Origin of the sequence: Aminobacter sp. MET-1 (assembly GCF_026521175.1) — a bacterium.
In the GTDB taxonomy this organism is placed as follows: domain Bacteria; phylum Pseudomonadota; class Alphaproteobacteria; order Rhizobiales; family Rhizobiaceae; genus Aminobacter.
The window spans coordinates 1-26,374 of the sequence record NZ_JAMSHL010000033.1 but is presented as its reverse complement, the minus strand read 5'-3'; the positions used below and the strand labels follow the sequence as shown (position 1 = coordinate 26,374).

General features: G+C 64.0%; 21 protein-coding genes. 13 read left to right on the top strand and 8 right to left on the bottom strand.

The window, feature by feature from the left end; translation table 11 throughout:
• Positions 1–42: 42 nt before the first annotated feature.
• Positions 43–873: a helix-turn-helix transcriptional regulator gene (locus NDO48_RS27425; protein WP_267322765.1), complete on the bottom strand. Its 831-nt coding sequence runs from the start codon at positions 871–873 to the stop codon at positions 43–45.
• A 174-nt stretch (positions 874–1,047) separates the two neighbouring features.
• Between NDO48_RS27425 and NDO48_RS27420 the strand changes: the two genes are divergently transcribed.
• From NDO48_RS27420 to NDO48_RS27410, 3 genes are read left to right on the top strand one after another with little or no spacing between them, the layout of a single operon-like run.
• Positions 1,048–2,304: a cytochrome P450 gene (locus NDO48_RS27420; RefSeq protein ID WP_267322764.1), complete on the top strand. Its 1,257-nt coding sequence runs from the start codon at positions 1,048–1,050 to the stop codon at positions 2,302–2,304.
• A gap of 15 nt (positions 2,305–2,319) precedes the next feature.
• Positions 2,320–2,640, top strand: coding sequence for a 2Fe-2S iron-sulfur cluster-binding protein (locus NDO48_RS27415; RefSeq protein WP_018430672.1), 321 nt, complete (start codon positions 2,320–2,322; stop codon positions 2,638–2,640).
• 60 nt (positions 2,641–2,700) lie between these two features.
• The gene (locus tag NDO48_RS27410) at positions 2,701–3,654 is read left to right on the top strand and encodes a ring-cleaving dioxygenase (protein WP_267322763.1); all 954 of its coding nucleotides are present in this window, start codon (positions 2,701–2,703) and stop codon (positions 3,652–3,654) included.
• 18 nt (positions 3,655–3,672) lie between these two features.
• Here the strand turns inward: NDO48_RS27410 and NDO48_RS27405 are convergent, their stop codons facing one another.
• Together NDO48_RS27405 and NDO48_RS27400 are read right to left on the bottom strand one after the other, a co-directional pair.
• Positions 3,673–5,229 (bottom strand): VOC family protein, encoded by a 1,557-nt coding sequence (locus NDO48_RS27405; RefSeq protein WP_267322762.1) that lies wholly within the window; start codon positions 5,227–5,229, stop codon positions 3,673–3,675.
• A gap of 130 nt (positions 5,230–5,359) precedes the next feature.
• Positions 5,360–7,543, bottom strand: coding sequence for a malate synthase G (locus NDO48_RS27400; protein ID WP_267322761.1), 2,184 nt, complete (start codon positions 7,541–7,543; stop codon positions 5,360–5,362).
• Between the two features lie 183 nt (positions 7,544–7,726).
• Between NDO48_RS27400 and NDO48_RS27395 the strand changes: the two genes are divergently transcribed.
• Positions 7,727–8,659, top strand: coding sequence for a sugar phosphate isomerase/epimerase family protein (locus NDO48_RS27395; RefSeq protein ID WP_267322760.1), 933 nt, complete (start codon positions 7,727–7,729; stop codon positions 8,657–8,659).
• Positions 8,660–8,798: 139 nt separating this feature from the next.
• Positions 8,799–10,205, top strand: coding sequence for an allantoinase PuuE (gene puuE, locus NDO48_RS27390; protein WP_267322759.1), 1,407 nt, complete (start codon positions 8,799–8,801; stop codon positions 10,203–10,205).
• A 51-nt stretch (positions 10,206–10,256) separates the two neighbouring features.
• Here the strand turns inward: puuE and NDO48_RS27385 are convergent, their stop codons facing one another.
• Entirely contained in the window at positions 10,257–10,967 is a 711-nt protein-coding gene (locus NDO48_RS27385; protein WP_018430678.1) for a GntR family transcriptional regulator, read from the bottom strand.
• 345 nt (positions 10,968–11,312) lie between these two features.
• Positions 11,313–12,053, bottom strand: coding sequence for an aspartate/glutamate racemase family protein (locus tag NDO48_RS27380; protein ID WP_267322758.1), 741 nt, complete (start codon positions 12,051–12,053; stop codon positions 11,313–11,315).
• Positions 12,054–12,499: 446 nt separating this feature from the next.
• Here NDO48_RS27380 and NDO48_RS27375 point away from each other — a divergent pair, with 446 nt between their 5' ends.
• Genes NDO48_RS27375 through NDO48_RS27350 form a run of 6 tightly spaced genes read left to right on the top strand, consistent with a single transcriptional unit; the run spans position 12,500 to position 18,971 of the window.
• Positions 12,500–14,077: an ABC transporter substrate-binding protein gene (locus tag NDO48_RS27375; RefSeq protein WP_267322757.1), complete on the top strand. Its 1,578-nt coding sequence runs from the start codon at positions 12,500–12,502 to the stop codon at positions 14,075–14,077.
• A gap of 12 nt (positions 14,078–14,089) precedes the next feature.
• Positions 14,090–15,133, top strand: a complete 1,044-nt coding sequence (locus NDO48_RS27370; protein ID WP_018430681.1) for an ABC transporter permease — start codon at positions 14,090–14,092, stop codon at positions 15,131–15,133.
• Positions 15,130–15,993: an ABC transporter permease gene (locus NDO48_RS27365; protein ID WP_018430682.1), complete on the top strand. Its 864-nt coding sequence runs from the start codon at positions 15,130–15,132 to the stop codon at positions 15,991–15,993. The genes NDO48_RS27370 and NDO48_RS27365 overlap by 4 nt, the downstream gene beginning before the upstream one ends.
• Positions 15,994–16,012: 19 nt before the next feature.
• The gene (locus tag NDO48_RS27360) at positions 16,013–17,041 is read left to right on the top strand and encodes an ABC transporter ATP-binding protein (RefSeq protein WP_018430683.1); all 1,029 of its coding nucleotides are present in this window, start codon (positions 16,013–16,015) and stop codon (positions 17,039–17,041) included.
• A gap of 2 nt (positions 17,042–17,043) precedes the next feature.
• Entirely contained in the window at positions 17,044–17,862 is an 819-nt protein-coding gene (locus tag NDO48_RS27355; protein ID WP_018430684.1) for an ATP-binding cassette domain-containing protein, read from the top strand.
• Between the two features lie 20 nt (positions 17,863–17,882).
• A complete protein-coding gene (locus tag NDO48_RS27350; RefSeq protein ID WP_018430685.1) occupies positions 17,883–18,971 on the top strand; it encodes a sugar phosphate isomerase/epimerase family protein in 1,089 nt (362 codons plus the stop codon).
• A 201-nt stretch (positions 18,972–19,172) separates the two neighbouring features.
• Here the strand turns inward: NDO48_RS27350 and tdh are convergent, their stop codons facing one another.
• Positions 19,173–20,195: an L-threonine 3-dehydrogenase gene (tdh, locus tag NDO48_RS27345; protein ID WP_018430686.1), complete on the bottom strand. Its 1,023-nt coding sequence runs from the start codon at positions 20,193–20,195 to the stop codon at positions 19,173–19,175.
• Between the two features lie 17 nt (positions 20,196–20,212).
• Positions 20,213–21,415 carry a glycine C-acetyltransferase gene (locus NDO48_RS27340; RefSeq protein ID WP_018430687.1) on the bottom strand — a complete coding sequence of 401 codons (1,203 nt, stop codon included), beginning with the start codon at positions 21,413–21,415 and terminating at the stop codon, positions 20,213–20,215.
• Positions 21,416–21,565: 150 nt separating this feature from the next.
• Between NDO48_RS27340 and NDO48_RS27335 the strand changes: the two genes are divergently transcribed.
• Together NDO48_RS27335 and NDO48_RS27330 are read left to right on the top strand one after the other, a co-directional pair.
• Positions 21,566–22,147, top strand: coding sequence for a helix-turn-helix domain-containing protein (locus tag NDO48_RS27335; protein ID WP_018430688.1), 582 nt, complete (start codon positions 21,566–21,568; stop codon positions 22,145–22,147).
• A gap of 104 nt (positions 22,148–22,251) precedes the next feature.
• Positions 22,252–26,040, top strand: a complete 3,789-nt coding sequence (locus NDO48_RS27330; protein WP_267322756.1) for a hydantoinase B/oxoprolinase family protein — start codon at positions 22,252–22,254, stop codon at positions 26,038–26,040.
• A gap of 150 nt (positions 26,041–26,190) precedes the next feature.
• Here NDO48_RS27330 and NDO48_RS27325 read toward each other — a convergent pair.
• Positions 26,191–26,374 (bottom strand): hypothetical protein (locus NDO48_RS27325; protein ID WP_267322755.1); only part of this gene is annotated, 184 nt, incomplete at its 5' end.

Here is a 26,374-nt window from a genome sequence, read left to right as displayed (position 1 = left end):
GGGCAGGTCATGGTCCAGATATGGCGACAGCACCCTCGCGCGCTATTGACCTCTCGCGCGCCGAAACTCGCTTGGCGACTGGCCTGATATGCGCCGGAAGTCTCGGCTGAAATGGTAGGGATCGGCATAGCCGGAACTCAAGGCCACTGCTGATATCTTGGCGTCTGTGGAGGTCAAAAGCCGCTTGGCGAGGTTCATGCGCTCGTGGCGAATCCAGTCCATTGGTGTGGTGCCCGTCTTCTGGCGGAACTGCCTGTGCAACTGCGAGGCGCTGAGACTGGAGATGTCGGCCATGTCTTCGATCTGCCAGTTGCGGGCGATGTCGGCCCGGAGCGCCCGCATCAGCCGCTGGACGCGCTCGCCGCTGTCTTCCTCCTGCTCGCCGCGCTCGGCAACCAGAAGTGCCACCAACTGGCTGACTATGGCGCTCGACAGCGCGTCGGTGGTTTGGCTGCGATGGGCAAGCTTGGCAAGCGCCTGCTCGAACAGCGGCTCGGCTGGGCTGGAGCTTACGAAGACCGGCTGTTGTCCGACACGCAGGAAGGCGAACACCGCGTCGAGGCCATGGCCATCGATGCTCATCCAGAGGTAGTTCCAATGGTCGGCGTCAGCGTTGCAGCCATGGGCATATTGCATCGCCGTGTCGAGCCAGACGACGCTGCCGGCCTGGGCGGCAAAGCGCTGTCCGGCAACCTCGATCAGGCCGCGGCCGGACAGGGAAAGAATCAGCGTGTGGTGGTGGAAGCGGCGCGTCACCAGCCCGTCCTCGGCGGTGAAGCGCGTGCGCCCGGCAACGAGGATCTTGTAAGGATAGGCCTCCGCATGCCGGCCTGGCGTGTGAAACAGGATCTCGTCACGATGGTCTTCGGTCATTTTTGCGCAGGCCGGTCAGCTCGTCCGTTGCTGGCGTTGTAGCGGCATGCCCACGACGATGCGAGTTTTATCCATCAAGGCGCGACTTCGGTGCATTCATATCGGCACCGTTGCCGCTAGCCTAAGGCAGGCTGCCGCATTGCGGCGGCTATCCATGTAAGTTGGAGCGACCAGATGGCGACCGCTACCCCAAAGGCAAGCGTATCAGGCGCGGCATTCGAGCCGCTGTCCAGCGCCTTCGCCCAGAATCCCTATCCTGCCTATGCGGCACTGCGCGACATGGGCGAGCCTCAGTTTTTCCCCGACTTCGACATGTGGCTGGTCTCCCGCTTCGACGACGTTGCCGGCATCGCCCGCGACAACTCGATGGTGCGTTCGCCCGAGTTCTTCATGTCGGCCGAGGAGGTGCATGAGCAGAAGCGGCTACAGAACTGGCTCGGCATGCCGCATCATGAGCGCTTCGTTCAGTTTTCCATGCTCGACAGCGATGGTGAGGTACACGATCGGCTGCGCAAACAGGTGTTCCGCGAGTTCACGCCCGCCTTCATTGCCCGCCAGCGCGGCATGATCCAGAGCTTCGTCGACAAGCTGGTCGATAGCCTGATCGACAAAGGCGAGATCGATTTCGTCGAGGATCTCGCCTCCCAGGTGCCGGGCCACATCATTGGCCGCGTGCTCGGCGTGCCTGATGAGGATTGTCCGCAGCTGCGCGGCTGGTCGGAAAAGGTCGTGCAGTTCTTCGACATCAACCGTACCGACGAGCGCAAGGCGCTGGCCGAGCAGGCGACCACCGAGTTCTACCACTACCTCCAGAAGCTGATGGCCGAGCGCCGCGCGGCGCCGCAGGAGGACCTGATCACCCGCCTGATCGCGGCTCAGGACGCGGGTCACCTCAACGAGGACGAGCTGGTCTCGACCTGCATGCTGATCCTGATGGCAGGCCACGGTTCGACCATCGACGTGCTCGGCTCGGGCATGCACGCGCTGCTGCGCTTCCCCGACCAGATGGAGCGGCTGCGCCAGGATCCGGGCCTGATCCACACCGCGATCCAGGAAATGTTCCGGTTCGAGTCACCGCTGCCCTTCTTCCACCGCTACTCGACCACCGACTGCGTCGTCGGCGGCAGGGCGTTTCCGCGCGGCACCAAGTTCGGCCTGCTCTACGGCGCGGCCAATCGCGACCCCTGGGCCTTCGGCGACGACGCCGGCAGCTTCGATGTCGGCCGCAACCCCAACCGCCACCTCGCCTTCGGCGGCGGTGCCCATTTCTGCCTCGGCAACCATCTGGCGCGCCTGGACATGGAGGTGATCTTCACCACGCTGATCAAGCGGCTGAAGTCGATCTCGCTCGCCGAAGCCGAGCCCCAATACAAGCCCGGCCTGTCCGTGCGCGGCCCCAAGGCGCTGCACCTGACGCTGACCCCGGCCTGATCAAGGAGAAATTTCATGTATCGCGTAATCTTCGTCGACGCCGACGGCCAGGCAACCGAACTCACGGCCAATGAAGGCCAGAGCGTCATGTCGGTGGCTGTCGCCAATGGCATCGACCAAATCCTCGCCGAATGCGGCGGCTCCTGCGCCTGCGGCACATGCCATTGCTATGTTGACGAAACCTGGACCGGAAAGTTGGCAGCGCCTGACGATTCCGAGCAGGGCATGATCGAATGCCTGATGAACCCGACCGAGCGCAGCAGGCTCACCTGCCAGCTCAAGATGTCGGCTGCCCTCGACGGCCTCGTTGTGCATTTGCCGCGCGAGCAATATTGAGCGTGGCCGCCCCGGCATAAAGGCGCTATCTCTAGGCCTTCCCGGTAACAGGAGGCTCCGATGACGCTGCAACTGACGGGCATTCACCATCTGACCGCGATCACCGCCGACGCACCCGGCAATTTGCGCTTCTACACGCAGATGCTGGGCATGCGGCTGGTCAAGAAGACGGTCAACCAGGACGACACCAGCGCCTATCACCTGTTCTACGCCGACGGAAAGGCCAGTCCCGGCTCGGACCTGACCTTCTTCGACTGGCCGGTGGGACGCGAGCGCCGCGGCACCCACAGCATCTGCCGCACCGGCTTGCGCGTTTCGGGCGAGGCGTCGCTGTCGTGGTGGCGCGAGCATCTTGCGGCCAAGGGCATCGAGACATCGGATATCAGGGAGATCGGCGGCCACAAATCAGTCGATTTCGAGGACCCCGAGGGCCAGCGCCTGCGGCTGGTCGACGATGGCGGCAAGGGTCCGGCCAATGAATGGTCTGCCAGCACCATTCCAGCAGAGCACCAGATCAGGGGCCTAGGACCGATCACCATCAGCGTGCCCGACCTCGCAAACACCGAGTTGGTGCTGACCAGAGTGATGAACCTGCGCAAGGTCAGGGATTTCGCCTCGCCAGATGGCGAAGGTCAGGTACATGTCTACGAGATGGGCGAGGGCGGGCCGGCTGCCCAGCTGCATGTCGCCGTCCAGCCAAAGCTCAACCCGGCCATGCAGGGTGCTGGCGGCGTCCACCACGTGGCCTTCCGCACCCCGGACGTCGAGCAGATCCATCAATGGACGGCGCGGCTGCAGGAGTTCCGCCTGCCATCGAGCGGCGAGGTCGAGCGCTATTATTTCCGCTCGCTCTACTTCCGCGAACCCGCCGGGGTGCTGTTCGAAATCGCCACCGACGGCCCCGGCTTTGCCGTCGATGAGCCGATGGAGACGCTCGGCGAGCGCCTGTCGCTGCCGCCGTTCCTCGAGGGCAAGCGGGCCGCGATCGAGGCGAGGCTCAAACCTCTGGCGTAGTCTGGCAGGGTCTCGCCACTAGAGCCCGCGAGCGGCCAGCCACGCCCTGACGCTCTCGATGTCGGCAGCCTCGAAGGCATGCCCGGAGGAGATGGTGCGAGCGTCGATCTGGGCGCCCGCCTGGCGCAGCAACCCGGCCAGTTCGGGGCCAAAATTGCTGAACACATCGACGTCGCCCGTGATCAGCAGCACCTCGGCATCCGACAGGTCGGCCGCCGGTGGCCGTTCAAGCACCATCGCCGCGCGCAGCAATGCCGCGCGGCGGATGACATGTGGGTGCAACAGCATGGTGGCGGCCAGCATGTTGGCGCCGTTGGAATGGCCGAGGAATACCAGCTTGGCAGGGTCGAGCCGGTAGGCCTCGATGGCGCCGTCGATGAAGGCGGCCAGCGCCTCGGTCTCCGAGGCAATGTCGGTCTGGTCGAATTTGTTTGCCGAGAAGCGGCGGAACCAGCGTGGCGTGCCCTCGTCGGTGGCGCGGCCGCGCAGTGCCAGCAAGGTGGCGTTGGGCGCTGCCTTGGCGGCGAAGGGCAACAGGCTGGTTTCGTTGCCGCCCGAGCCGTGCAGCAGCACGATGGTCGTGCCGTCGGGGTTTTCGGGCGTGTAGAAGCGGTGGACGAATGGCAGCTCGCGATAGATGACGCGCTCTTCGCCGGGCCAGGAAAACTGTGGCAGCATCGTTTTCAGCTCGTCGATCTTGTCGGCGCGGTCGGGCGGCACGAACAGATGCGTGCCGAGTTCTTCCGGGGCTTCGTCCACAGCCATTCCAGGCGCGTCGGTTGCCAGCTCGATCAACGTGCCGCCCGGCTCGCGCACATAGAGCGAGTAGAAATACTTGCGGTCGTGCACGTTGGTGATCGAGGAATTGGACGAACCCAGCTCGCCATGCACCCGCTCCACCTCTGCGATATCTCGAGCGCGGAAGGCGATGTGGTCGATGGTGCCGGTGCCCGGTGCGCTTGACCAAAAGCCCTTGGCGTCCCTGATGTCGATGATGTCGCCGGAATCCGAAATCAGCCGGCGGATGAACTCGGTGCTCTTGTCCTGCCGATAGCCAAAATGCCTGGCGACAAAGCTCTCGGTCAGCTCCGGCACCTCGGTCATGATGGTGGCACCACGGATACGGCGGATGGCATGTTCCGAAGGTACGGTCGAGCCGTCCCAGCCTGAAGGGACGGGAAAACCTGTTACGCCCACCAGCTTGACGATCACCCCGTCAGGGTCCTTCAGCCTGAGCGTCGGCTCGCCCATCTCTTCTGTAGGGCCAGAAATCTCGACGTGGTGCGACAGCGCCCGCGTCAGCCAGAAGCCGGTGCTTTGGGGGTCGATGGCGAGCGAAATCTCGCTCGGTTGCCCGTGGCCGATGCGTCCCTGAGCGCCGTCCTCCCAGACCAGGAAGGTGATCAGCGTGCCGGGATTGGCGGCACCGTCGCCATAAAACAGGTGCAGCTGGGTTGTGTCCTCATAGCCGCCGGTCTGCTTGACCAGCCGGAGCCCGAGGAAGCCGACATAAAAGTCGACATTGGCCTGCACCTTGCGGGTGATGAGCGTGATGTGATGGATGCCAGCGCCCATGACGCACCTCCGGCCGATTTGCTGCTGGCGTGACATTCCATCAGCAGCACGAAGCACGCAACCTGATGCAGCGACGCACCAAAGCAAAAGGCCCCGTCGAAACGGGGCCTTTCGTATTTCCGCTTCGAGCTCAGGCCGACAGTGCCTTGGCCTCGCGGCGCCTGATATGCAGTACATGCTCGGTGTAGCCGTTGGGCTGGGTGCGGCCGGTGAACACCAGATCCTCGGCGGCTTTGAAGGCCGGGCTGTCGAAGCCGGGGGCCAGCGGCTTGTAACCTTCGGTGTCGGCATTCTGCCGGTCGACCACGGAAGCCATGCGCCGCATCGTCTCGCGCACCTGCTCTTCACCAACAATGCCGTGATGCAGCCAGTTGGCGACATGCTGGGACGAAATGCGCAGTGTCGCGCGGTCTTCCATCAGCCTGACGTCGTCGAGATCGGGCACGGTAGAGACACCGACGCCCTGGCCGACCCAGCGCACGACATAACCGAGCAGGCCCTGCAGGTTGTTTTCGAGCTCGGCCTTGATCTCGTCGGCGCTGTAGTCGCGGGTTGCCAGCGGAATGGTCAGCAGGTCGGTCAACGACGCCTGATCCTTGCCGCGCAGTCCGTCCTGCACGGATGCGACGGCGACGAAGTGATAGTGCATGGCATGCAGCACCGCTGCCGTCGGCGTCGGCACCCAGGCGGTGCTGGCACCGGCGCGCGGATGGGCGATCTTCTTGTCGAGCAGCGCGGCCATCTGGTCGGGCGCCGCCCACATGCCTTTGCCGATCTGGGCGCGGCCGGGCAGGTTGCGGGCAATGCCGACATCGACATTGTTCGCCTCATAGGCCGTGAGCCAGGTGGCAGACGCCATCTCGGCCTTGCGCATCATCGGGCCTGCTTCCATCGAGGTGTGGATCTCGTCACCGGTGCGGTCGAGGAAGCCGGTGTTGATGAACACCGTGCGGTCGCGCACCTTGGACATGCAGGCGGCGAGATTGGCCGATGTGCGGCGTTCCTCGTCCATGACGCCGATCTTCATTGTGTATTTGGGCAGGCCGACGAGCTCCTCGATGCGCTTGAACAGCAGATCGGACAGGCCGACTTCGTCGGGGCCGTGCATCTTGGGCTTCACCACATAGACCGAGCCGGTGCGGCTGTTGCGCACGGCGTTTTCGCCGCGGATATCCTGCGCGGCGCTGGCAACGGTGATGGCCGCATCGAGGATCGCCTCGGGCACCGGGTTACCTGCTTCGTCGAGCACGGCGTCGGTGAACATGTGGTGGCCGACATTGCGCACCAGCATGGTCGAGCGGCCGTGCAGGACAAGCTCGCTGCCGCCGGGCGCGGTGAAGACGCGGTCTTCGACCAGCTTGCGGGTGACGGTCCTGCCGCTCTTGCTGAATTCCGAGCTCAGGCTGCCATCCATCAGGCGCTGCCAGTTGCGGTAGACGGTGACCTTGTCCTCGGCGTCGACCGCCGAAACCGCGTCCTCGAGGTCCATGATGATCGAGATCGCCGCCTCGATGACGACATCTGCGATGCCTGCCGAGTCGAGCTGGCCGACCGCGTGCTCGCGGTCGATGACCAGCTCCATGTGCAGGCCGTTGTTGATCAGAAGCACGCTCTTAGGCTCGTGGCGAGGGCCGGTGAATCCGGCAAATTGTGCGGCCGACTGCAGGCCGGTCTTCGAGCCGTCTGCAAGCGTCACTTCAAGCTTGCCGCGCTCGACGACATAGCTCGTGGCGTCGGCATGGCTGCCCTTGGTGAGCGGCACGGCCTGGTCGAGGAAGGCGCGGACACGGGCAATGACGCGGCCGGCGCGGGTCGGATTGAACGCCTTGCCCTTCTCGGCGCCGTCGGTCTCAGGGATGGCGTCGGTGCCGTAGAGCGCGTCGTAAAGCGAACCCCAACGCGCGTTCGCGGCATTCAGCGCATATCGTGCGTTGGACAGCGGCACGACCAGCTGCGGGCCGGCGAGCGTGCCGATCTCGGCATCTACGTTCTTGGTCGCCACCTGATAGGCGTCGGCGGCCGGCGCCGGCACCAGATAGCCGATGTCGCGCAGGAATTGTTCATAGGCGGCCGCGTCGTGCGGCTTGCCTTTCCGCTCGATATGCCAGGCATCGATCTTCGCCTGGAGGTCGTCGCGCACGGCCAGCAGCTCGCGGTGGCGCGGCGCCAGTTCCGCGATGATGGCGGACAGCCCGGTCCAGAAGGCCGACGGCTCGAGACGGGCGCCGGGCAGCACCTCGCCTTCGACAAAGGCGCGCAGGGCCGGATGCACCGAGAGGCCGGCGACGCTTTCATAATTTGACGGCTTGGTCATGGGAGGCTCCTTCATTGGCGCAGGCGCGCGCAGTCATCGTGCTGATGGCAGAGATTGTATCCATTGACAACAATTTTATGATACAAGATAGTGCTGATGGATCCGACTTGCCAGGATCGCCATGCGTTCAACGCGCTCGGGCGGCGGCGGTTGCGGACCCAGTTTCTTCCGCGAGGTGGCTGTATGACCGGCATCATCAAGAGTTCCCTGCCGAACGGCCGCAGCCTGACGGCTGTCGAGGCGCTGCACGCCGCAGCTGGGCTGGGGCTCAAGGGCCTGTTGTTCAACTCGCTGTTCGATATCAGCCCGACGCTCGATCCCAATGAACTGCGCGCCATCAGGCAGGAGGCCGATCGGTTGGGGCTGGAGATTTCGGCGATGCTCGGCATCGTCAATCCGGCGCTGCCCGCCCGCAGCAAGCCGATTGTCGATGCCGGTCACGGCGACATGCAGGCCGGCATCGAGCGGCTGGTCGGGCTTGCCGCCGGCGTCGGCATCTACGACATGTTTTTCATCATCGGCATGATCGAGGATCGCTTCGACGCGGATGTGAGCTGGCAGGCCCAGCTCGACGGCGTTGCCGAGCTTTTGTCACGCTGTGGGCCGGCCTTGCGCGGCAACGGCGCGAAGCTGTTGCTCAAGACCCATGAGGAGATCGCGACATCGGAGATCGTGGCCCTTGTCGAACAGGTCGGCCCCGACGTGCTCGGCATCGCCTTCGATCCGGTGAATGTGTTGTGCCGCCTCGAGGACCCTGTTGCCGCGGCCCGGCGCGTCGCGCCCTATGCCGCCCAGATCTATGTCGACGATGCGGTGATGCGGTTCCAGGACCATGGCATCCGCCGTTTTCTGGCACCGCTCGGCGAAGGGTTCGTCGACTGGGAGGCGATCAGGTCGATCCTGCCCGAATGCAAGGTCTGGATTGAGATGCATGCCGGCCAGTTCGCCATGCCGATCTTCGACCAGGACTGGCTGAAGCGCCAGCCGCCCGTGGCGATCGAGGAGTTTGCCGGCGTCCTGGCCATGGCGGCGAAGTTCGGGACGCGTGCGGTGCCGTGGGACCAGGCAACGCCTGTCGCGCGGCTGACACAGGCGTTGGGTAAATGCGGCCCATAGCATTTTTCCCGCCGAATTATTGGATACGATTTTTACCTGAGGCCGGTTTTTAGACGCTGCGGCCAGCCTGCTGCGTCAGACTTTGACAGCCACTCTTTTGCGCGGGACGCGACCGCGCACCCACTTCTGGAGAAATGCCATGCGTTACCCCCGCGACATGCGCGGCTACGGCGAGAACCCGCCGCACGCCAACTGGCCTGGCGGCGCCAATGTCGCCGTGCAGTTCGTGCTCAATTACGAGGAGGGGGGCGAAAACAACATCCTGCACGGCGATGCCGCCAGCGAGGCCTTCCTGTCGGAAATCCCGGGGGCGGCGCAATGGCCGGGCCAACGCCATTGGAACATGGAGTCGGTCTACGAATACGGCGCCCGCGCCGGTTTCTGGCGGCTGCATCGCCTGTTCACCGATCTCGATGTGCCGGTCACCGTCTATGGCGTGGCAACGGCCTTGATGCGCGCGCCCGAGCAACTGCGCGCCATGCAGCAGGCCGGCTGGGAAATCGCCAGCCACGGCTACAAATGGGTCGAGCACAAGGACATGCCGGCCGAGGAGGAGCGAGCCCAGATCAAGGAGGCGATCCGTCTGCACACACTGGCCACAGGCGAGCGCCCGACCGGCTGGTACACCGGGCGCTGCTCGGTCAATACCGTCGATCTGGTTTCGGAGGAGGGCGGTTTCGATTATGTGTCCGACACCTATGACGACGACCTGCCTTACTGGCGCGAGCATCAGGGCCGGGAGCAGCTCATCGTCCCCTACACGCTCGAAGCCAACGACATGCGCTTTGGCACCCCCAATGGCTTCAATTCGGGCGACCAGTTCTTCGCCTATCTCAAGGACACCTTCGACTATCTCTATGCCGAAGGCGCTGCCGGCAGGCCGAAGATGTTTTCCATCGGCCTGCATTGCCGTCTGGTCGGCCGCGCCGGCCGGATTGCGGCTCTGAAGCGCTTCATCGAATACGTGCAGCGCCACGACAAGGTCTGGATCGCCAAGCGCATCGACATTGCCCGTCATTGGGCGAAGGAACATCCCTTTGAGAAGCCGAAGCTGGTGCCGTCACAACTGGACAAGACGAGCTTCGTGGAAACCTTCGGCCATTGCTTCCGCAATGGCACGTTTCTGGCCGAACGCGCCTTCGACGGCGAGCTGGCGCCGGTTAACGACAGCCCTTACGGCCTGTTCTTTGCACTGCGCACGCAATTTCGCGCTGCAAGCGACGCCGAAAAATTCGAGGTGTTGAAGGCCTACACGCCGCTAGACCCGCGCATCGAGGCAGCCAGCATCATTTCTGATGAAAGAAAGTCGGTCAGCCTCGACGCCATGACGGCCGGCCAGCAGGCCAGGTTGCTGGAACTGCTGGGCGCCTATGTCGAAAAATTCGGCTTCGACGCCATCTTCGTGGTGCGCAACTACACCACCGCGGAGCTTCTGGCCTCGCTAGAAACTCGCCTTCTCACAGACCGCGAAACCGAGCTGGCTGTCACCTACGGCGAGGTCGAGCGCCTGGCCGAGATCCAGGTCGAGGCGCGCTTCGCAGCTTAGCGCGGAGTGGCCGACCGGTGCGTCCCTAGCGGGATGCGCCGGTGCGGCACATCAGGCGTAGCGCGCCAGGATCTCGCTGAGATTGCGCTTGGTGCGCTTGGTCTGGCCGATATTGGCCTGCTCGAACACCTGCTGCAGGTGTTCGACGATGGCCGCGGCACTTGCCTGCGGGTCGCGTGCCCGCAGCGCCTGCAGGATCGCCTGATGCTCGTCGACGCTGCAGTCGGTCTCCTGATGGGTGCTGTGCTGGGCGAGGATCAGCGACGTCCGCGAAATCAGCGATTTGAGAAACCCGGCCAGCACCTCGTTGCCGGCCATATGGGCGGCAAGCAGGTGGAACTCGCCCGACAGCAGGATCGCCAGCGTGTGGTCGCCCGAATGGCGCACCTCGTGTTCCTTTTCGAGATGCTGCTCGAGTGCCGCGATCTGCTTGTCGGTCACCACGGTGGCGAGCTTGGAGAAGATCTCGCGCTCGATGGCGTTGCGCGCCTCGAACACCTGCCGCGCCTCGTCGGGCGTCGTGCTGGCGACGAAGGCGCCACGGTTCTGGCGGAACTCGACCAGGGATTCAGTGTGCAGGCGGTTCAGCGCGGCGCGCACGATGGTGCGGCTGACCGAAAACAGCGCGCCGATCGACTCTTCGCTGAGCTTGGTGCCGGGCATCAGTTCGCGGGCCAGAATTGCGCGGAACAATGCCTGGTAGATCGAGTCGATTTTCGACCCGGCCTTGTCGTCCAGGTCAGTATTCGCAGCTTTGGCCATTCTCTCACCAGCAGTGTTGCGTCGACAGCGGGCAAGTATGCTACGTCTCGAATGCGTCGCGCCGGATGGAGGGCAAGAAGAATGAGCGCCCTTGCCTCTAAGTTGATTATGTATTAGCCGGTCTTTTGCGACGCAGCCGGCATGCAACTGCCCACCGCATTTTGCTCCTCGATCGGGCAGCGTAATCGCCCGCCGATTTTGTCGCACTCTAGCACAAGTTTTCTAATACAATAGAGAAAACTATTGGGCGCAATCGTAATCAGTTTTGAGTACGATTTGAAAGTGCGCCGAACGAAGCGATGTGGCGGCCCGCCGAAACAGGCCGCTGGCGTCCCGATTTGCTTGTCAGTTGCGGCGGGCGCTGTCCGGAAGGGCGCCGAGAGCGGCCGATAGAAACGGCGAAAGCCCATTGATGTCGGTAACGTCGACCGGCGCGACGGCGGTCGGGCGCGGGGTTTCGGCAAGCTTCAGTGCCTTGCGGATGGCCACGCGATGGGGATCTAGGATCGGCACCGGCGAAGCGGCGATGATGCTCGGCAGGCTCGGGATCAGGCCGGCGCCGCCGAGAACGATGCGTTCCGCCCCAGTCGCCTTCGCCTCATCGGACAGGAAGGCGGCGATTGCGGCGGGATCATCGGCGGTGCCCTCGATCGAGCGCACGCCTGACATCTTGTCGCCTATACCGAGCTTGAGCACCAGCTCCGCCAGCATTTCGCACCAGACGGCGCCGTTGGTCGAGACCAGCGATTTGCCTGGCATGGCAGCCGCAGCGAGCAGGCCGGCTTCGGCAAAACCGATGACCGGCAGGCCGGTCAGCTCCTCCAGTGCTTCGCGGCCGGGATCGCCGAAGCAGGCGAGCACGATGGCGTTTGGAGTAGCACCCTCGGCCATTGCCTTGGCGGCAGCATCGAGCACGGCGTGGGCTGCGATCGACACGGCGACCCGGGTCGAGATGTAGCTGAAGCCGAAGCTTGCGGTCGTCATGCAGATGTCGGCTGCACCCTTCGTCTCCTCGCGCACCAGTGCTTCGATCACCTGGCTGACGCGGGTCGACGTGTTCGGGTTGATGACGAGCAGACGATGCATCGATGTCCTCAATAAGTGCGACGGCCGGGCGTTCGGTCCGATGCGCGTCCCGGCGCACGACCTGCCTGCCGTCAATGCCTACATCGTATCATATTGTCTGTAAAGTTTGTATCCAAACTTGGATCAAGACATTGGCTGGCGTCGCGCCAGAAAATCTGACAGGCCGCCCGCCAAACAGTCCGGATCGTGCCCTAGGAGTGCACTGAAGGAGCGTCGAAGTTGCGTTCAAAGACAGGAAAAAGGACCGGCAAGCAATTCATGGTCTGCGTGAGTGTGATAATAATATGATGATTTTAAAGGTATTTTAGGCGCTGCGTGGCGACTTTCGCAATTATGCATCCGCAGCGTAACATTTATGTATCCACTGACGCAAAGATCGGATACAAAAAGACCAGGGAGTGTTCTGCCTGATGGCAGAGTCGGTTTTGCATATGGGAGAGACGATCATGCAAATTTTCCTGTCCGCCATTTCCACGCTGTCGCACAGCCGGCGGCAATTCCTGGCAGCTGTCGGCGGCGTAGCGCTTGCCGCAGCAGTCGGCCTCGGCGCAACGGCAGCCTTGGCGGCCGATCGCGAGCACACGATCATTGTCGGCCTCGGTGGTCAGATCAACACGCTCGACCCGCTGCGTGCCGACTACAACCAGACCAACACCATCATCAGCGCCGTCTACGACACGCTGGTGACTTATGATGAGACCAAGCTGGTCGGGTCGCTCGCCACCGAATACGCCTATTCGGACGACGCCAAGTCGATCACGTTTACGCTGCGTCCCGACGTCAAGTTCCATGACGGCACGACGCTCACCGCCAAGGACGTCGCCTACACGCTCGACCGCCTGAAGCGCCTCGGCACCGGCGTCGCCTCGCTGATCGGCGGTTATGAATCGACTGTCGTCACCGACGACACCCACCTGACCATCAACCTGTCCAGGCCGAACACGCTGTTCCTGCCGTCGCTGAGCAAGGTCTACATCCTGAATTCGGCGCTGGTCGAAGCCAACAAGGGCGCCGATGACGGCCAGGGCTGGCTGCAGGCGCATGATGCCGGCTCGGGCGCTTATGTGCTGGGCGACCAGTCGCAGGCAGTGGTGATCGACCTGTTCCCGGGCTACTGGGCCGCCGAGGCTGGCCGTCCCGAATCCATCGTCTTCCGCCGCATCGACGAAAGCTCGACGCGCCGCGACGAACTGCGGGCCGGAAACATCGACGTCGCCTTCGGCTTCGCCGACCGCGATGCCGCCGCTATGGCCACCGATCCGGCGCTTAAGGTCGTGCCGATCAACACCAGCTATCAGACCGAAGTGGTCTTCAACACCAAGGTTGGCCCGACGGCCGATCCCAAGGTGCGCAAGGCACTGCGCATGGTCTACGACTATGCCGGTGGCCTGCGCGGCATTCGCGGCGGCAACGGCAAGATCGCCAATGGCCCGCTGCCGGCGCGCCTCGACTGTCGTCCAGAACTGCCTGAAGTGAAACGCGACCTCGATGCCGCCAAGGCGATGCTGGCCGAGGCCGGTGCTGCCAATCTCAAGCTCAAGATGAACTTCCAGCCGGTATTCGAGTTGCAGAAGCAGGAGGCGACGCTGTTCCAGTCCAACCTGCGCGAGATCGGCGTCGAGCTCGAACTCGAGCCCATCGCCTATCCGAACTACCTCGCCAGCCTCAAGGATCCGAACTCGATCCCGCAGATGATGTTGCTCGAGGATTTCGCTCAGTTCCCGGATGCCGGCATCATGCTGGTCAAGGGCTACAAGTCGGACGCCATCGGCACCAACCGCACCGGCTACGCCAATCCGGAAGTCGACAAGCTGCTCGACGAGGCTCTCGCCACCGCCGACGATGCCAAGCGCTGCGAACTCTACAAGCAGGTCCAGACCATCCTCGACAATGACTCGGTCATGGTCGACATGTATGGTGTCTACAAGCCGGCCGCCTATCGTGTCGGCACGCTCGCCGACCTCAAGGCCAGCATGCTCGCCACGCCCGCCGAGCCGGCGGACTTCCGTCTCGCCAAGCCGTAAGCGAGGCCGAACATGCTCGCGTTCCGCGCCTACTCCTGGTTCCTGGGCCGACGCCTGGGCCTGACCCTGTTGACCCTTTGGGGACTGGCCTCGCTGGTCTTCCTGATGATCAAGCTCATGCCCGGCGACGAAGCACAGATGGCCGCCGGCGCGGACGCCTCCGCCGCCCAGATCGAGGCGGTGCGTGAACGGCTGGGGCTCGATGCTCCCGTCATCATGCAATATCTCGGCTTCCTGGGTCGCCTCCTGCGTGGCGACCTGGGTACTTCCATCGTCACTCTCCAGCCAGTGCTGGCCGACCTCGAAAAGGTCCTGCCCAGCACGCTGGAACTTGTCTTCATCGCCATGCTGCTGAACCTGGCGGTTGCCATCCCGGCCGGCATCGTCGCCGCCTACCGCCAGGGCGGCATCTTCGACACGACCAGCCGCGTCACAGCGGTCATGCTTGGCGGCATGCCTGCCTTCTGGCTGGCGCTGGTGCTGCAATATGTACTGGGCAGCGTCTGGCGCGTGGTTCCGATCTCGGGCCAGCAGGGCTACGGCATGAACTCGCCTGTTATCTCGGGCGCGCCGACGCTCGATGCGCTGATCGCCGGCAACTTTGCCGGCTTCTTCGACGCCCTGCACCACATCATCCTGCCGGCGGCGGTGCTGGCGGCATTGTTTGCTACCCAGATCTTCCGCACGCTGCGGGCATCTCTTCTCGGCGTGTTGCGCTCGGACTTCATCATGGCCGTGCGCGCCAAGGGCGCCACTGCTCGCCATATGCTTGTGCGTCATGCCCTGCCCAACAGCCTGAACCCGGTGCTGACGCTGTCGGGCACCCAGGCCGGCGCGATGATCGGCTCGGCCGTCTTGGTCGAGACCGTCTTCGCCCGCCAGGGCATCGGCGCCTACATGTTCAACGCTGTTGCCCAGAAAGACGCCTTTGCCGTGCTGGGCTCGGTGATGTTCATCGGCACCGTCGTCTGCCTCGTCAACCTGATCGTCGACATCCTCCAACTTCTTGTCGACCCGCGCATCCGCGCCGCACAACTGGGGAGCCAAGGCCAATGACCGCCCCTGCCATCGCCCATGTCCAGCCGGCAACGGCCCGCCGCAAGGAAGGCTTCAGCGCCTTCGAGATTTTCGTCTTCACGCTTGTCATCGCGCTGTTGGTTGTCGCCGTCTTTGGGCCGTTCCTTGCGCCCGACAGCATCTACAATTCCGACATCGCCAACTCGCTGATGCCGCCGAGCGCTGCCAACTGGTTCGGCACCGACGATCAGGGTCGCGACGTGTTCTGGCGTCTCATCGTCGGGGCCCAGACGACGCTGCTTTCCGCCTTCCTGGTGGTGACACTCTATTCGCTGATCGGCGTCACCCTTGCCACCGTGGCCGCCGCCGGCCCGCGCTGGCTCGACGAGGGGCTGATGCGCATCACCGACATCGGCCTTGCCCTGCCCGGCATGATCGTGGCACTCGGCTTTGCTGCCGCGATGGGCGCCAGCCTGCGTTCGGCGATCATCGCCATGGCCATCACCGGCTGGCCAATCACCGCCCGCATGCTGCGCGGCATCATGCGCCAGACAATGGAGCAGCCCTTCGTCGCCGGCGCCCAGGTGCTCGGCGTGTCGAAATGGCGGCTGATGACCAAACACGTGCTGCCCAATTCGCTCGATGTGCTGATCGTCAAATGGGCCGGCGACATCGGCACCACGGTGCTCGTGCTGGCGAGCCTGTCCTTCATCGGCGTCGGTGCCCAGCCGCCGAGCGCCGAGTGGGGTGCGACCATCGCCGCTGCCCGCGGCTACGTCTCGACCGCCTGGTGGACCGTCGTCGCGCCCGGTGCTGCGGTCGCCATCACCTCGATCGCCTTCGGCCTGCTCGGCGACATCATCCAGGTCCGCCGCGACCCGTCCTTGAGGGGTAACTGAGATGAGGACCGTGCACCCCATGCCCGACCAATCCACAGTCACCCCTGTTCGTCCTCCTCTCGTCACCGTAGACAAGCTGACCGTCGACATGCCGCTCGGCCGCAGCGGGTCGAGTGTCCGCATCGTCGACGGTGTCGATTTCAGCATCGGTGTCGGCGAGCGCGTGGCGCTGGTTGGTGAGTCCGGCTCGGGCAAGTCGCTGACTGCCCGCGCGCTGATGCGGCTCGACCGGCTGGCCAAACTGTCCGGCCGCGTCGACTTCGACGGCACCGATCTGCTCAAGCTCTCCGACCGCGAGATGGGCAAGCTGCGCGGCAGCTCCATCGCCATGGTCTTCCAGGACCCGATGAGCTTCCTCGATCCGCTGATGACCATCGGCGACCAGGTTGCCGAGACGCTGCGCATCCGTGGTGTCGGCAAGGTCGAGGCGCGCAAGCGGGCGCTTGCCGTGCTCGATGAACTCGGCGTCGACCGCGCCGCTGAACGCCTCGATTCCTACCCGCATGAATTCTCCGGCGGCATGCGCCAGCGTGTGGTGCTGGCCATGGCGCTGGTGGGCGAGCCGCGCCTTTTGATCGCCGACGAGCCGACGACCGCGCTCGACGTGCGTGTGCAGGACCAGGTGCTTGACCTGCTCGACGACGTCTCGACGCGGCGTGGCTTGGCTGTGCTGTTCATCACCCACGACCTCGGCGTCGTCGCCGGCTTCGCCGAGCGTGTCATGGTCATGTATTCGGGCCGCATCGTCGAGGACGGCGAGGTTGCCAGCGTCTTCGCCAAACCGAGCCATCCCTACACGCAAGGGCTGATCAAGGCGGTGCCGCGCATCGACCAGGATCTCAACACGCTTTACGCCATCCCGGGCGCGCCGCCGCCGCCGCTGGCGCGGCCGAGCGGCTGCCCGTTCCACCCGCGTTGCGACCAGCGCTTCGACCGCTGCGGCCGAGACCTGCCTGCGCTGCTGCCGGTCGGCCTGTCGCGCGTTGCCTGCCATCTGCTCGACGGCCACCAGCATGACGGCCACCAGCATGACGGAAAGGGTGCCTGACCATGCTCATGTCCATCGACAGCATCAGCAAATCGTACAACGCCTTTCCCAATCCGCCGGCCAAGGTGCTGCACGACGTCTCGCTCAATGTCGACACCGGCGAGGCCATCGGCCTGGTTGGCGAATCCGGCTCTGGCAAATCGACGATCGCAAAGTGCATGCTGGCGCTGATCAAGCCTGAACAAGGCGCGATCACCTATGACGGCATCGACGTCATCCACGCCAAGGGCGACGATCTCAGGCGCTTCCGCCGCGAAGTGCAGATGGTGTTCCAGGACCCCTATGGCAGCCTCAACCCGCGCATGACGGTCGAGGAGCTGATCGGCGAGGGGCTCTTGATCCACAAGCTTGAGCCGACAGCCGCCGCGCGGCGCGCCCGCGTAGCCGAGATGATGGAGATGGTTGGTCTCAACCCCAACGACATGGATCGCTACACGCGCTCCTTCTCCGGCGGCCAGCGCCAGCGCATCGCGATTGCCCGTGCGCTTGTCATTCGCCCCCGCATCCTCGTCTGCGACGAGCCGGTGGCGGCACTTGACGTGTCGGTGCAGGCGCAGGTCATCAACCTGCTGCAGGACATGCAGAAGAAGCTCAACCTCGCCATCGTCTTCGTGGCGCACGACCTCGCCGTCGTTCGCCATCTCTGCGAAAAGATCGTCGTGCTGCACAAGGGCAAGGTGGTCGAGCAGGGGTCGCGCGAGCAGATCTTCGGCAGCCCCGAGATGCCCTACACCCAGTCGCTGCTGGCGGCAGTGCCGGTGCCCGATCCCGTTGCCGGCCGCGCCCGTCGTGCTGCGCGCCGCCTCGAAACCGCAAACTGACATTACCAAGGAGACTGCCTATGCGTATCGGTGTCGATGGCCGCAAGATTCCCGAAGCCGTCAAGCGCGGCCCCGTGGCCAGCTTCGATCATGCCAAGGAACTGGGCATGGAGGGACTGTTCTTCCGCACTGTGCTCGACATGAGCCCGACGCTCGACGCCGGCTACCTTGGCGAGATCAAGCAGCGCGCCGACGAACTCGGCATGTATCTCGAAACCGGACTCGGCAAGGTCAATCCTTATGCCACGCCGGAGGCGCCCGAACTGCGCCTGATCGGCGACGGCGACATCGTGCTCGGCTTCCGCCGCATGATGGAGGCTTGTGCGGCCATCGACTGCCGTGAGCTGTGGGTCGCGACCGCCAACTACAAGCCGGCCTATACCGGCCGTTTCGCCTATGACCGTTTCCGCACCGACGTGACCTGGTCCGAGCAGCTCGAAGCCACCGCGCGTTTCCTCAAGAAGCTTGCGCCGATCGCGCGCGATCTCGGTATCCACCTCAACCTTGAGACCCATGAGGAGATCACCTCCTTCGAACTGGTGCGGCTGGTCGAGGAAGTCGGCCCCGACACGACTGGCATCGTCTTCGACACGGCCAACGTCCTGCAACGCGCCGAACACCCGGTCTGGGCGGCAAAGCGCGTGGCGCCTTACGTGCGCCAGTCCCACATCAAGGATGCGCTGATTGCCTACGACGGCGAGGTGCTCGACTTCCAGATGCGTCCCTGCGGTGGCGGCGTCGTCGATTTCCGCGCCATCATGCCGATCCTGGCTGCCGCAAATCCCGATCTCAACCTGTCGATCGAGAACTACGAATCCTTCTCAGACCGGCCGCGCAACCCGCCGAAGATGATCATCGAGATCGCTGATCCGAAATGGCTGGCTGGCCATCCCGATCTCGGTGTCGAGGAATATGCCGACTACATGAAGATGGTGCAGGACTATGCTGTCCGCATCGCCAGCGGCGAGGTTTTGGACCGCGAGAGCTTCGCTGCCTGGGCGGTGAAGAATTACCACTATGCCGAGACGGTCGACTACATCAAGACAAGCGCTGCCCACGTCCGCGGCATCTGCGAAGAGCTTGGCCTGCCGCTGCAGAAGGCGGCATAGGCCAGCTTCGCAGAGTGTGAACAACAGGCCCGCGGAAGGCAGCTTCCGCGGGCTTTTTGTTTCTGCCAACCATCAGATCCCCCTCGGCGTCACGGCTTCGCCCGAGACGGTGAGGGGGCTCGCTTGGCCACTCGGGCTTTTCACCAACAAAAAGGCCGCGCTTTTGGCGCGGCCTCTTGTTCAATTGCGGCGGTTAAGAACCTACCATTCCAGCACGATCTTCCCCGCTTCGCCATTGGCGGCATTGTGGAAGGCGGCCTGGTAGTCGTCGGCCTTCATGCGGCTGGTGATGACCTTGCGGATGTCGAGCCCGCTTTCGAGCATCGCCAGCATCTTGTGCCAGGTCTCGAACATCTCGCGGCCGTAGATGCCCTTGAGCGTGATCATCTTGAACACGATCTTGGACAGATCGATGGGGAAGGGCTTGGCCGGCACGCCGAGCAGAGCGATGCGGCCGCCCATCAGCGTGTGCTCGATCAGCTGGTCGAAGGCGGCGGGCGAGCCGCTCATCTCGAAGCCGACGTCGAAGCCCTCGCGCATGCGCAGCCGCGCCATGGCGTCGCGCAGATCTTCCTCGGCGACGTTGACCGGGGTGACGTCGGCCACCTGGGTCGCGAGTTCGAGGCGCTTCGGGTTGACGTCGGTGATGACGACATGGCGCGCGCCGCAGTGGCGGGCGACCGCCGCACCCATGATGCCGATGGGGCCGGCGCCGGTGATCAGCACGTCCTCGCCGGCGACGTCGAAGGACAGCGCCGTGTGTACGGCGTTGCCGAGCGGGTCGAGGATGGCGCCGAGCTCGTCGTCGATGGTGTCGGGCAGCGGCACCACGTTGAAGGCCGGGATGCGCACATATTCAGCGAAGGCGCCCGGCAGGTTGACGCCGATGCCCTGCGTTTCAGGATCGAGGTGGTAGCGGCCGGCACGGCTGGCGCGGCTGCGCATGCCGATGACATGACCTTCGCCCGACACGCGCTGGCCGACCTTGAAGCCGCGCACATGAGCGCCGAGCTCGACGATCTCGCCGGCATATTCGTGGCCCGTGATCATCGACACCGGCACGGTCCTGGCCGCCCATTCGTCCCACTTGTAGATGTGGATGTCGGTGCCACAGATGCCGGTCTTGTTGACCTTGATCAGCACGTCGTCGGGGCCGACCTCCGGAACGGGCCGGTCTTCCATCCAGATGCCGGGTTCAGCCTTGGCCTTGACCAGTGCGCGCATGGGAAAACTCCTGAAATTTAGATGATGCCGAGCGACTTGCCGGCGTCGGCAAAGGCGTCGATGGCAAAGGTAATGTCGGCGTCGTCGAGCGCGGCCGACATCTGGGTGCGAATGCGCGCCTTGCCTTGCGGCACCACGGGATAGAAGAAGCCGGCGACATAGACGCCGCGTTCGTCGAGCGCCTTGGCCATTCGCTGCGCCAGCACAGCGTCGCCCAGCATGACTGGGATGATCGGCGTTTCGCCCGGAAGCAGCGTGAAGCCGGCCTGGGTCAGGCCGTCACGGAAACGCGTCGTGTGGCGGCCGAGTTTTGCACGGAGATCGTCGGCGCCCCGCGCAATCTCGATCGCCTTCAGTGAGCCTGCGGCGACTGCCGGTGCCAGGCTGTTGGAGAAGAGATAAGGGCGGGCACGCTGGCGCAAAAGATCGATGATCGGTTGCGAAGCCGCGATAAAGCCGCCCATGGCGCCACCGAGCGTCTTGCCCAGCGTGCCGGTGACGATGTCGACACGGTTGCCGACGCCAGCAAGTGCCGGCGTGCCGCGACCCTCTTCGCCGATATGGCCGGTGGCATGGCAATCGTCGACGGCGACGATGGCGCCGTAGCGCTCGGCGAGGTCGCAGATCTGCTTCAGCTTGGCGATGTGGCCGTCCATCGAGAACACGCCGTCGGTGACGACAAGCTTGAAGCGGGCGCCGTCGGCGTCGGCCTGCTTGAGCTGGGTCTCCAGATCGTCCATGTCGCCCTGGGCGTAGCGGAAACGCTTGGCCTTGGAGAGGCGCACGCCGTCGATGATCGAGGCGTGGTTCAGGCTGTCGGAAATGATCGCGTCTTCGGCCCCGAGCAGCGGCTCGAACAGCGCGCCATTGGCATCGAAGCAGGCGGCAAACAGGATCGCGTCATCCTTGCCGAGATAGTCGGCGATGGCGTGCTCCAACTCGCGGTGCAGCGTCTGGGTGCCGCAGATGAAGCGCACCGAGGCCATACCGAAGCCGAACTCGTCGAGAGCGCTCGCCGCAGCCTTGCGGATGTCGGCATTGTCGGCGAGGCCGAGATAATTGTTGGCGCAGAGATTGACCATCTGGCGTTCGCCGGCCTGACCCTTCACCTTGATGCGGCCGGACTGCATGCCGGAAATCTGCCGCTCGCGCTTGTAGAGGCCGTCGGCCTCGATGCCCTGGAGAACATTCGAGATGTGGGAAAGGAAATCTTGGCTCATCGATCTCGTCATCCGTTAAGATGGAAATTCCGATATAATGGATGCTATGTTAAGTCTAGTGGAATCCGCTGTGCCAGCGTGCTCAGCCGCAAATGCCTCGCAGTACGGCAGGCACGGTGCTATCAGTGAGCCTGCTTTGGGGGAGGCGACATGGAATTGAATGACGCGCCGAAGATCGGCCCGGTGATCCAGAAGGAGCGCAAGGAACGCCATCTGACGCTCGACCGCTTAGCGGCGGTGTCGGGCGTATCGCGTTCAATGCTGTCGCAGATCGAGCGCGGCGAAGCCAATCCGACCTTCGCCGTATTGTGGTCATTGACCCAGGCGCTCGGCATCGATTTTTCGCAGCTTATCGCGGGTGGCATCACCCACCAGCGCAAGATCGACGCCATCGAGTTGGTGACGCTGGCGCTGACGCCTGAAATCAAGAGCCCCGACGGTGCCTGGCGGCTGCGCATCCTCAGCTCGCCGGCACTGGCCGGCCGCGTCGAATGGTACGAGGTCGAGATCGCGCCCGGCTGCAAGCTGCAGAGCGCCCCGCACACGCCCGGCACCTTCGAGCATCTCACTGCCTATACAGATGGCCTGCTGGTCGAGACCGAGCTTGGCCGGCAGGGCCTCGCGACCGGCGAGACCGCCCGCTATCGCGCCGACATCGCCCACGAGATCGCCAACACCTCGACCGAGACGGCGCGGGCGCTGATGGTCGTGCTCTACGACCAGGACAGCTGAAGCCGGGCGCCATTCCGGCTTGACGCGGTTGCATCTCTCCCGCTTCCTCGCCACCGGGCGTATCGTGGTCGAACGGGTGCGCCGCAGCAGATCGGGAGAGCGTCATGTCGGGCAAGTGGGATTTCTGGATCGACCGTGGCGGCACCTTCACCGACGTCATCGGCCGCGATCCTGACGGTGGTCTCCATCCGCACAAGCTTTTGTCGGAAAATCCCGAGGCATATCGCGATGCCGCCATCCAGGGCATCCGTCACCTGCTTGGCCTCGCGCCGGATGCCGCCATTCCGGCCGGTCGCATCGGCGATGTCAGGATGGGCACGACGGTTGCCACCAACGCGCTGCTCGAGCGCAAGGGCGACCGCGTCCTCCTGCTCATCACCAAGGGTTTCCGCGATGCTTTGCGCATCGCCTACCAGGCCCGCCCCGACATCTTCGCCAAGGAAATCATCCTGCCTGAGCAGCTCTATGAGCGCGTCGTCGAGGTCGACGAGCGGGTGCGGGTGGACGGCTGCGTCGAACGCCTGCTCGACATATCCGACATCAAGCCGACCCTGATGCAGGCAAAGGCCGACGGCATCGATGCGGTCGCCATTGTCTTCATGCACGCCTGGAAATTCCCCGAGCACGAACGCGCCGTCGCCGCGGTCTGCCGGAACTGCGGGTTTTCGCAGGTCTCTGTCAGCCACGAAGTCTCGCCACTGATCAAGCTCGTCGGGCGGGGGGATACGACTGTGGTCGATGCCTATCTCTCGCCGATTCTGTCGCGATATGTCCGGCAGGTGGCGGGGGAACTGGGGGCTTTACCCTCCCCCTTGTGGGGAGGGTCGGACGGCGAGGCCGGACGGGGTGGGGGTGACGGTCCGACAGGGTCTATCCCCACCCCGGCACTGCGTACCGACCCTCCCCACAAGGGTGAACCCCCCCGCCTCATGTTCATGATGTCGTCCGGCGGCCTCACGGCGGCCGACCTGTTCCAGGGCAAGGACGCGCTGTTGTCCGGTCCAGCAGGCGGCGTGGTCGGCATGGTCGAGACGGCAAAACTCGCCGGCTTCGACAAGGTCATCGGCTTCGACATGGGCGGCACTTCGACCGACGTCGCCCATTATGACGGCGAATACGAGCGCAGCTTCGACACCGAGGTTGCCGGCGTGCGGGTGCGCGCGCCGATGATGCGCATCCACACTGTTGCTGCCGGCGGCGGTTCGGTGCTGCATTTCGAGGCCGGCCGCTTCCGCGCCGGGCCCGATTCCGCCGGCGCCAATCCTGGCCCTGCCTGCTACCGCCGCGGCGGCCCGCTCACGGTTACCGACGCCAACGTCATGTTGGGCAAGCTGCAGCCCGATTTCTTCCCTGTCATCTTCGGCCCCGGCCAGGATCAGCCGCTCGATGACGGCGTCGTGCGCGAGACGTTTGCTGCGATGGCCAGCGAGATCGGCGACGGCCGCAGCCCCGAAGCCGTCGCCGAAGGCTTCGTCACCATCGCCGTCGAGAACATGGCCAACGCCATCAAGAAGATTTCGGTCCAGCGCGGCTACGACGTGACCGAATATTTGCTCAACTGTTTCGGCGGCGCCGGCGGCCAGCATGCATGCCTGGTGGCTGACGCGCTCGGCATGGAGGCGGTGCTGATCCATCCCTTTTCCGGCCTGCTGTCGGCCTATGGCATCGGCCTGTCCTCGGTCTTCGCCTCGCGACAGCAGGCACTGCTCAAGCCGCTGGCCGAGGACTCGCTCGATCAGATCGAGGCTCTGATCGCCAGCCTGGGTGCCGAGGTGTTGGCCGAGCTTGCCGGCCAGGCCATAGCCGAAGATGATGTCGCCATGCGGCCGATCCTGCACGTCCGCTACGACGGCACCGACACCGCCCTGCCGGTCGGTTTCGAGCACGGATCGATTGCTGGGGCGAAGGCCGCCTTCGAGGCCGCCCACAAGGCGCAGTTCGGTTTCATATATAAAGACAAGCCGACGGTGGTCGAAGCGGTGGTGCTCGAAGGTCGTGACGGCAGCGCCCGTGGGCTCTCTGAACAGGAAGCCTCGCTTGAGGAAAAACCGGCCAACGCGTCCGAGGTGAGAAAAGTCTTTACCGAGGGCGCCTGGCACGAGGCCGGCGTTTTCCGCCGCACCCAAATGAAGCCGGGCCACAAGGTCTCGGGTCCTGCTCTTATTATAGAGAGCCACCAGACGACAGTGGTCGAGCCGGGCTGGGCCGCCGAGATCACTGCCCGCAACCACGTGCTGATGCGACGCACGGAAAAAAAGATGCGCCGCGCCGCCATCGGCACCGCCGCTGATCCGGTCATGCTCGAGGTGTTCAACAACCTGTTCATGTCGATCGCCGAGCAGATGGGCGTGACGCTGCAGAACACCGCCTATTCGGTCAACATCAAGGAGCGGCTCGACTTCTCCTGCGCCGTCTTCGACCGCACGGGCGCGCTTGTCGCCAATGCCCCGCACATGCCGGTGCATCTCGGCTCCATGGACCGCTCGGTCGAGACCATCATCCGGCTGAACGAGGGCGACATCCACCCCGGTGATGTTTTCGCCCTCAACGCTCCTTATAATGGCGGCACGCACCTGCCCGACATCACCGTGGTGACGCCGGTGTTTGAGGAGGACGGGATGTTGCCCCCCTCTGCCTTGCCGGGCATCTCTCCTGCGAGGGGGGAGATCAGCCAGGTGCGGAAGATCCTCTTCTGGGTCGCCGCCCGCGGCCATCACGCCGATGTCGGTGGCACAGCACCCGGCTCGATGACCCCTCTCGCGACGACCGTCGATGAAGAAGGCGTGCTGTTCGACAATTTCCGCCTCGTCGAACGCGGCACGTTCCGCGAAAAGGAACTGCACCGCCTCCTGGCAGACCATCCTTATCCCGCGCGCAACCCCCAACAGAACATCGCCGACCTCAAGGCCCAGATCGCCGCCAATGAAAAGGGCGTGGCGGAACTGAAGAAGATGATCGGCCATTTCGGCCTTGACGTCGTCGAAGCCTATATGGGCCACGTCCAGGATAATGCCGCCGAAAGCGTGCGCCGCGTGCTCGACCGCCTGCCCGATCATTCGGAATACGAATACCCGACCGACACCGGCCAGGTGATCAAGGTGAAGATCACGGTCGATCGCGCCGCGCGCAAGGCGACCGTCGACTTCACCGGCACCTCGCCTGTCATGAAGAACAACTTCAACGCGCCCGAGCCCGTTGCCCGCGCCGCCGTGCTTTATGCCTTCCGTGTCATGGTCGAAGACAACATCCCGATGAATGCCGGCTGTCTCCGGCCGATCGACATCGTTATCCCCGAGGGTTCGATGCTCAGGCCGTCCTACCCGGCCGCCGTCGTCGCCGGCAATGTCGAGACCTCGCAGCACGTCACCAATGCGATCTTCGGCGCCATGGGGGCGCTCGCCAATGCCCAAGGCACGATGAACAACCTGACCTTCGGCAATTCCACCTATCAATATTATGAGACGATCTGCTCTGGTTCGCCCGCGGGGCGCATGAACGATGGGCGTGGCTTTGCCGGTACGTCTGGCGTCCACACCCACATGACCAACTCGCGCCTGACCGACCCCGAAATCCTCGAGCTGCGCTTCCCTGTTCTGCTCGAAGACTTCCGCATTCGCGAGGGGTCGGGGGGCAAGGGCCGCTGGAGCGGCGGCGACGGCACCAAGCGCACCATCCGCTTCCTTGAAAGAATGGAGTGCTCGATCCTGTCTTCGCACCGCTCGCGTCCACCGCTCGGCCTGGACGGCGGCGGCGAAGGCCAGAAAGGTGCGACCAAGGTCCGCCGCAACGACGGTTCTGTCGACGTGCTCAGGGCCTGCGACCAGACGGTGCTGGAGGCGGGCGAGGCGGTTATTGTCGTCACGCCGACGCCGGGTGGGTTCGGTCCTGGATGAGTCTGCTGCCGGTCCATTCTGGAGATTGGCGTGTGAATCGGTGCTGAATCACTTTCCTCCTAGCTTGGCGGTGTTTTTTCGGCGGTTGGCCGTGGCGTTTCGAGCCTTTGGAATCGGTTTTTGTTTGCCGGTTTCGCGCGGGGATATGAATCAAGCCATTGATTTCGCGTTGGGATTGCGGGCTGCCTTGGGCTTGGCTTGGCTTGTTTTGGGAATCTTCGTTTGTCTTACGCAGGGTTTTGTTGGGGTTTGGGTTGTTGTCGCAAAAAATTCGCAAAAGTTGGAATTAGGTCGTTGACAGTTTGAAGGGGTGGCGACTATATACGCCTCAACA

What these genes read in the sequence shown, in the direction of transcription:
- NDO48_RS27425 (WP_267322765.1), bottom strand. Translation starts at nt 873, where the DNA reads ATGACCGAAGACCATCGTGACGAGATCCTGTTTCACACGCCAGGCCGG.
- NDO48_RS27420 (WP_267322764.1), top strand. Translation starts at nt 1,048, where the DNA reads ATGGCGACCGCTACCCCAAAGGCAAGCGTATCAGGCGCGGCATTCGAG.
- NDO48_RS27415 (WP_018430672.1), top strand. Translation starts at nt 2,320, where the DNA reads ATGTATCGCGTAATCTTCGTCGACGCCGACGGCCAGGCAACCGAACTC.
- NDO48_RS27410 (WP_267322763.1), top strand. Translation starts at nt 2,701, where the DNA reads ATGACGCTGCAACTGACGGGCATTCACCATCTGACCGCGATCACCGCC.
- NDO48_RS27405 (WP_267322762.1), bottom strand. Translation starts at nt 5,229, where the DNA reads ATGGGCGCTGGCATCCATCACATCACGCTCATCACCCGCAAGGTGCAG.
- NDO48_RS27400 (WP_267322761.1), bottom strand. Translation starts at nt 7,543, where the DNA reads ATGACCAAGCCGTCAAATTATGAAAGCGTCGCCGGCCTCTCGGTGCAT.
- NDO48_RS27395 (WP_267322760.1), top strand. Translation starts at nt 7,727, where the DNA reads ATGACCGGCATCATCAAGAGTTCCCTGCCGAACGGCCGCAGCCTGACG.
- puuE (WP_267322759.1), top strand. Translation starts at nt 8,799, where the DNA reads ATGCGTTACCCCCGCGACATGCGCGGCTACGGCGAGAACCCGCCGCAC.
- NDO48_RS27385 (WP_018430678.1), bottom strand. Translation starts at nt 10,967, where the DNA reads ATGGCCAAAGCTGCGAATACTGACCTGGACGACAAGGCCGGGTCGAAA.
- NDO48_RS27380 (WP_267322758.1), bottom strand. Translation starts at nt 12,053, where the DNA reads ATGCATCGTCTGCTCGTCATCAACCCGAACACGTCGACCCGCGTCAGC.
- NDO48_RS27375 (WP_267322757.1), top strand. Translation starts at nt 12,500, where the DNA reads ATGCAAATTTTCCTGTCCGCCATTTCCACGCTGTCGCACAGCCGGCGG.
- NDO48_RS27370 (WP_018430681.1), top strand. Translation starts at nt 14,090, where the DNA reads ATGCTCGCGTTCCGCGCCTACTCCTGGTTCCTGGGCCGACGCCTGGGC.
- NDO48_RS27365 (WP_018430682.1), top strand. Translation starts at nt 15,130, where the DNA reads ATGACCGCCCCTGCCATCGCCCATGTCCAGCCGGCAACGGCCCGCCGC.
- NDO48_RS27360 (WP_018430683.1), top strand. Translation starts at nt 16,013, where the DNA reads ATGCCCGACCAATCCACAGTCACCCCTGTTCGTCCTCCTCTCGTCACC.
- NDO48_RS27355 (WP_018430684.1), top strand. Translation starts at nt 17,044, where the DNA reads ATGCTCATGTCCATCGACAGCATCAGCAAATCGTACAACGCCTTTCCC.
- NDO48_RS27350 (WP_018430685.1), top strand. Translation starts at nt 17,883, where the DNA reads ATGCGTATCGGTGTCGATGGCCGCAAGATTCCCGAAGCCGTCAAGCGC.
- tdh (WP_018430686.1), bottom strand. Translation starts at nt 20,195, where the DNA reads ATGCGCGCACTGGTCAAGGCCAAGGCTGAACCCGGCATCTGGATGGAA.
- NDO48_RS27340 (WP_018430687.1), bottom strand. Translation starts at nt 21,415, where the DNA reads ATGAGCCAAGATTTCCTTTCCCACATCTCGAATGTTCTCCAGGGCATC.
- NDO48_RS27335 (WP_018430688.1), top strand. Translation starts at nt 21,566, where the DNA reads ATGGAATTGAATGACGCGCCGAAGATCGGCCCGGTGATCCAGAAGGAG.
- NDO48_RS27330 (WP_267322756.1), top strand. Translation starts at nt 22,252, where the DNA reads ATGTCGGGCAAGTGGGATTTCTGGATCGACCGTGGCGGCACCTTCACC.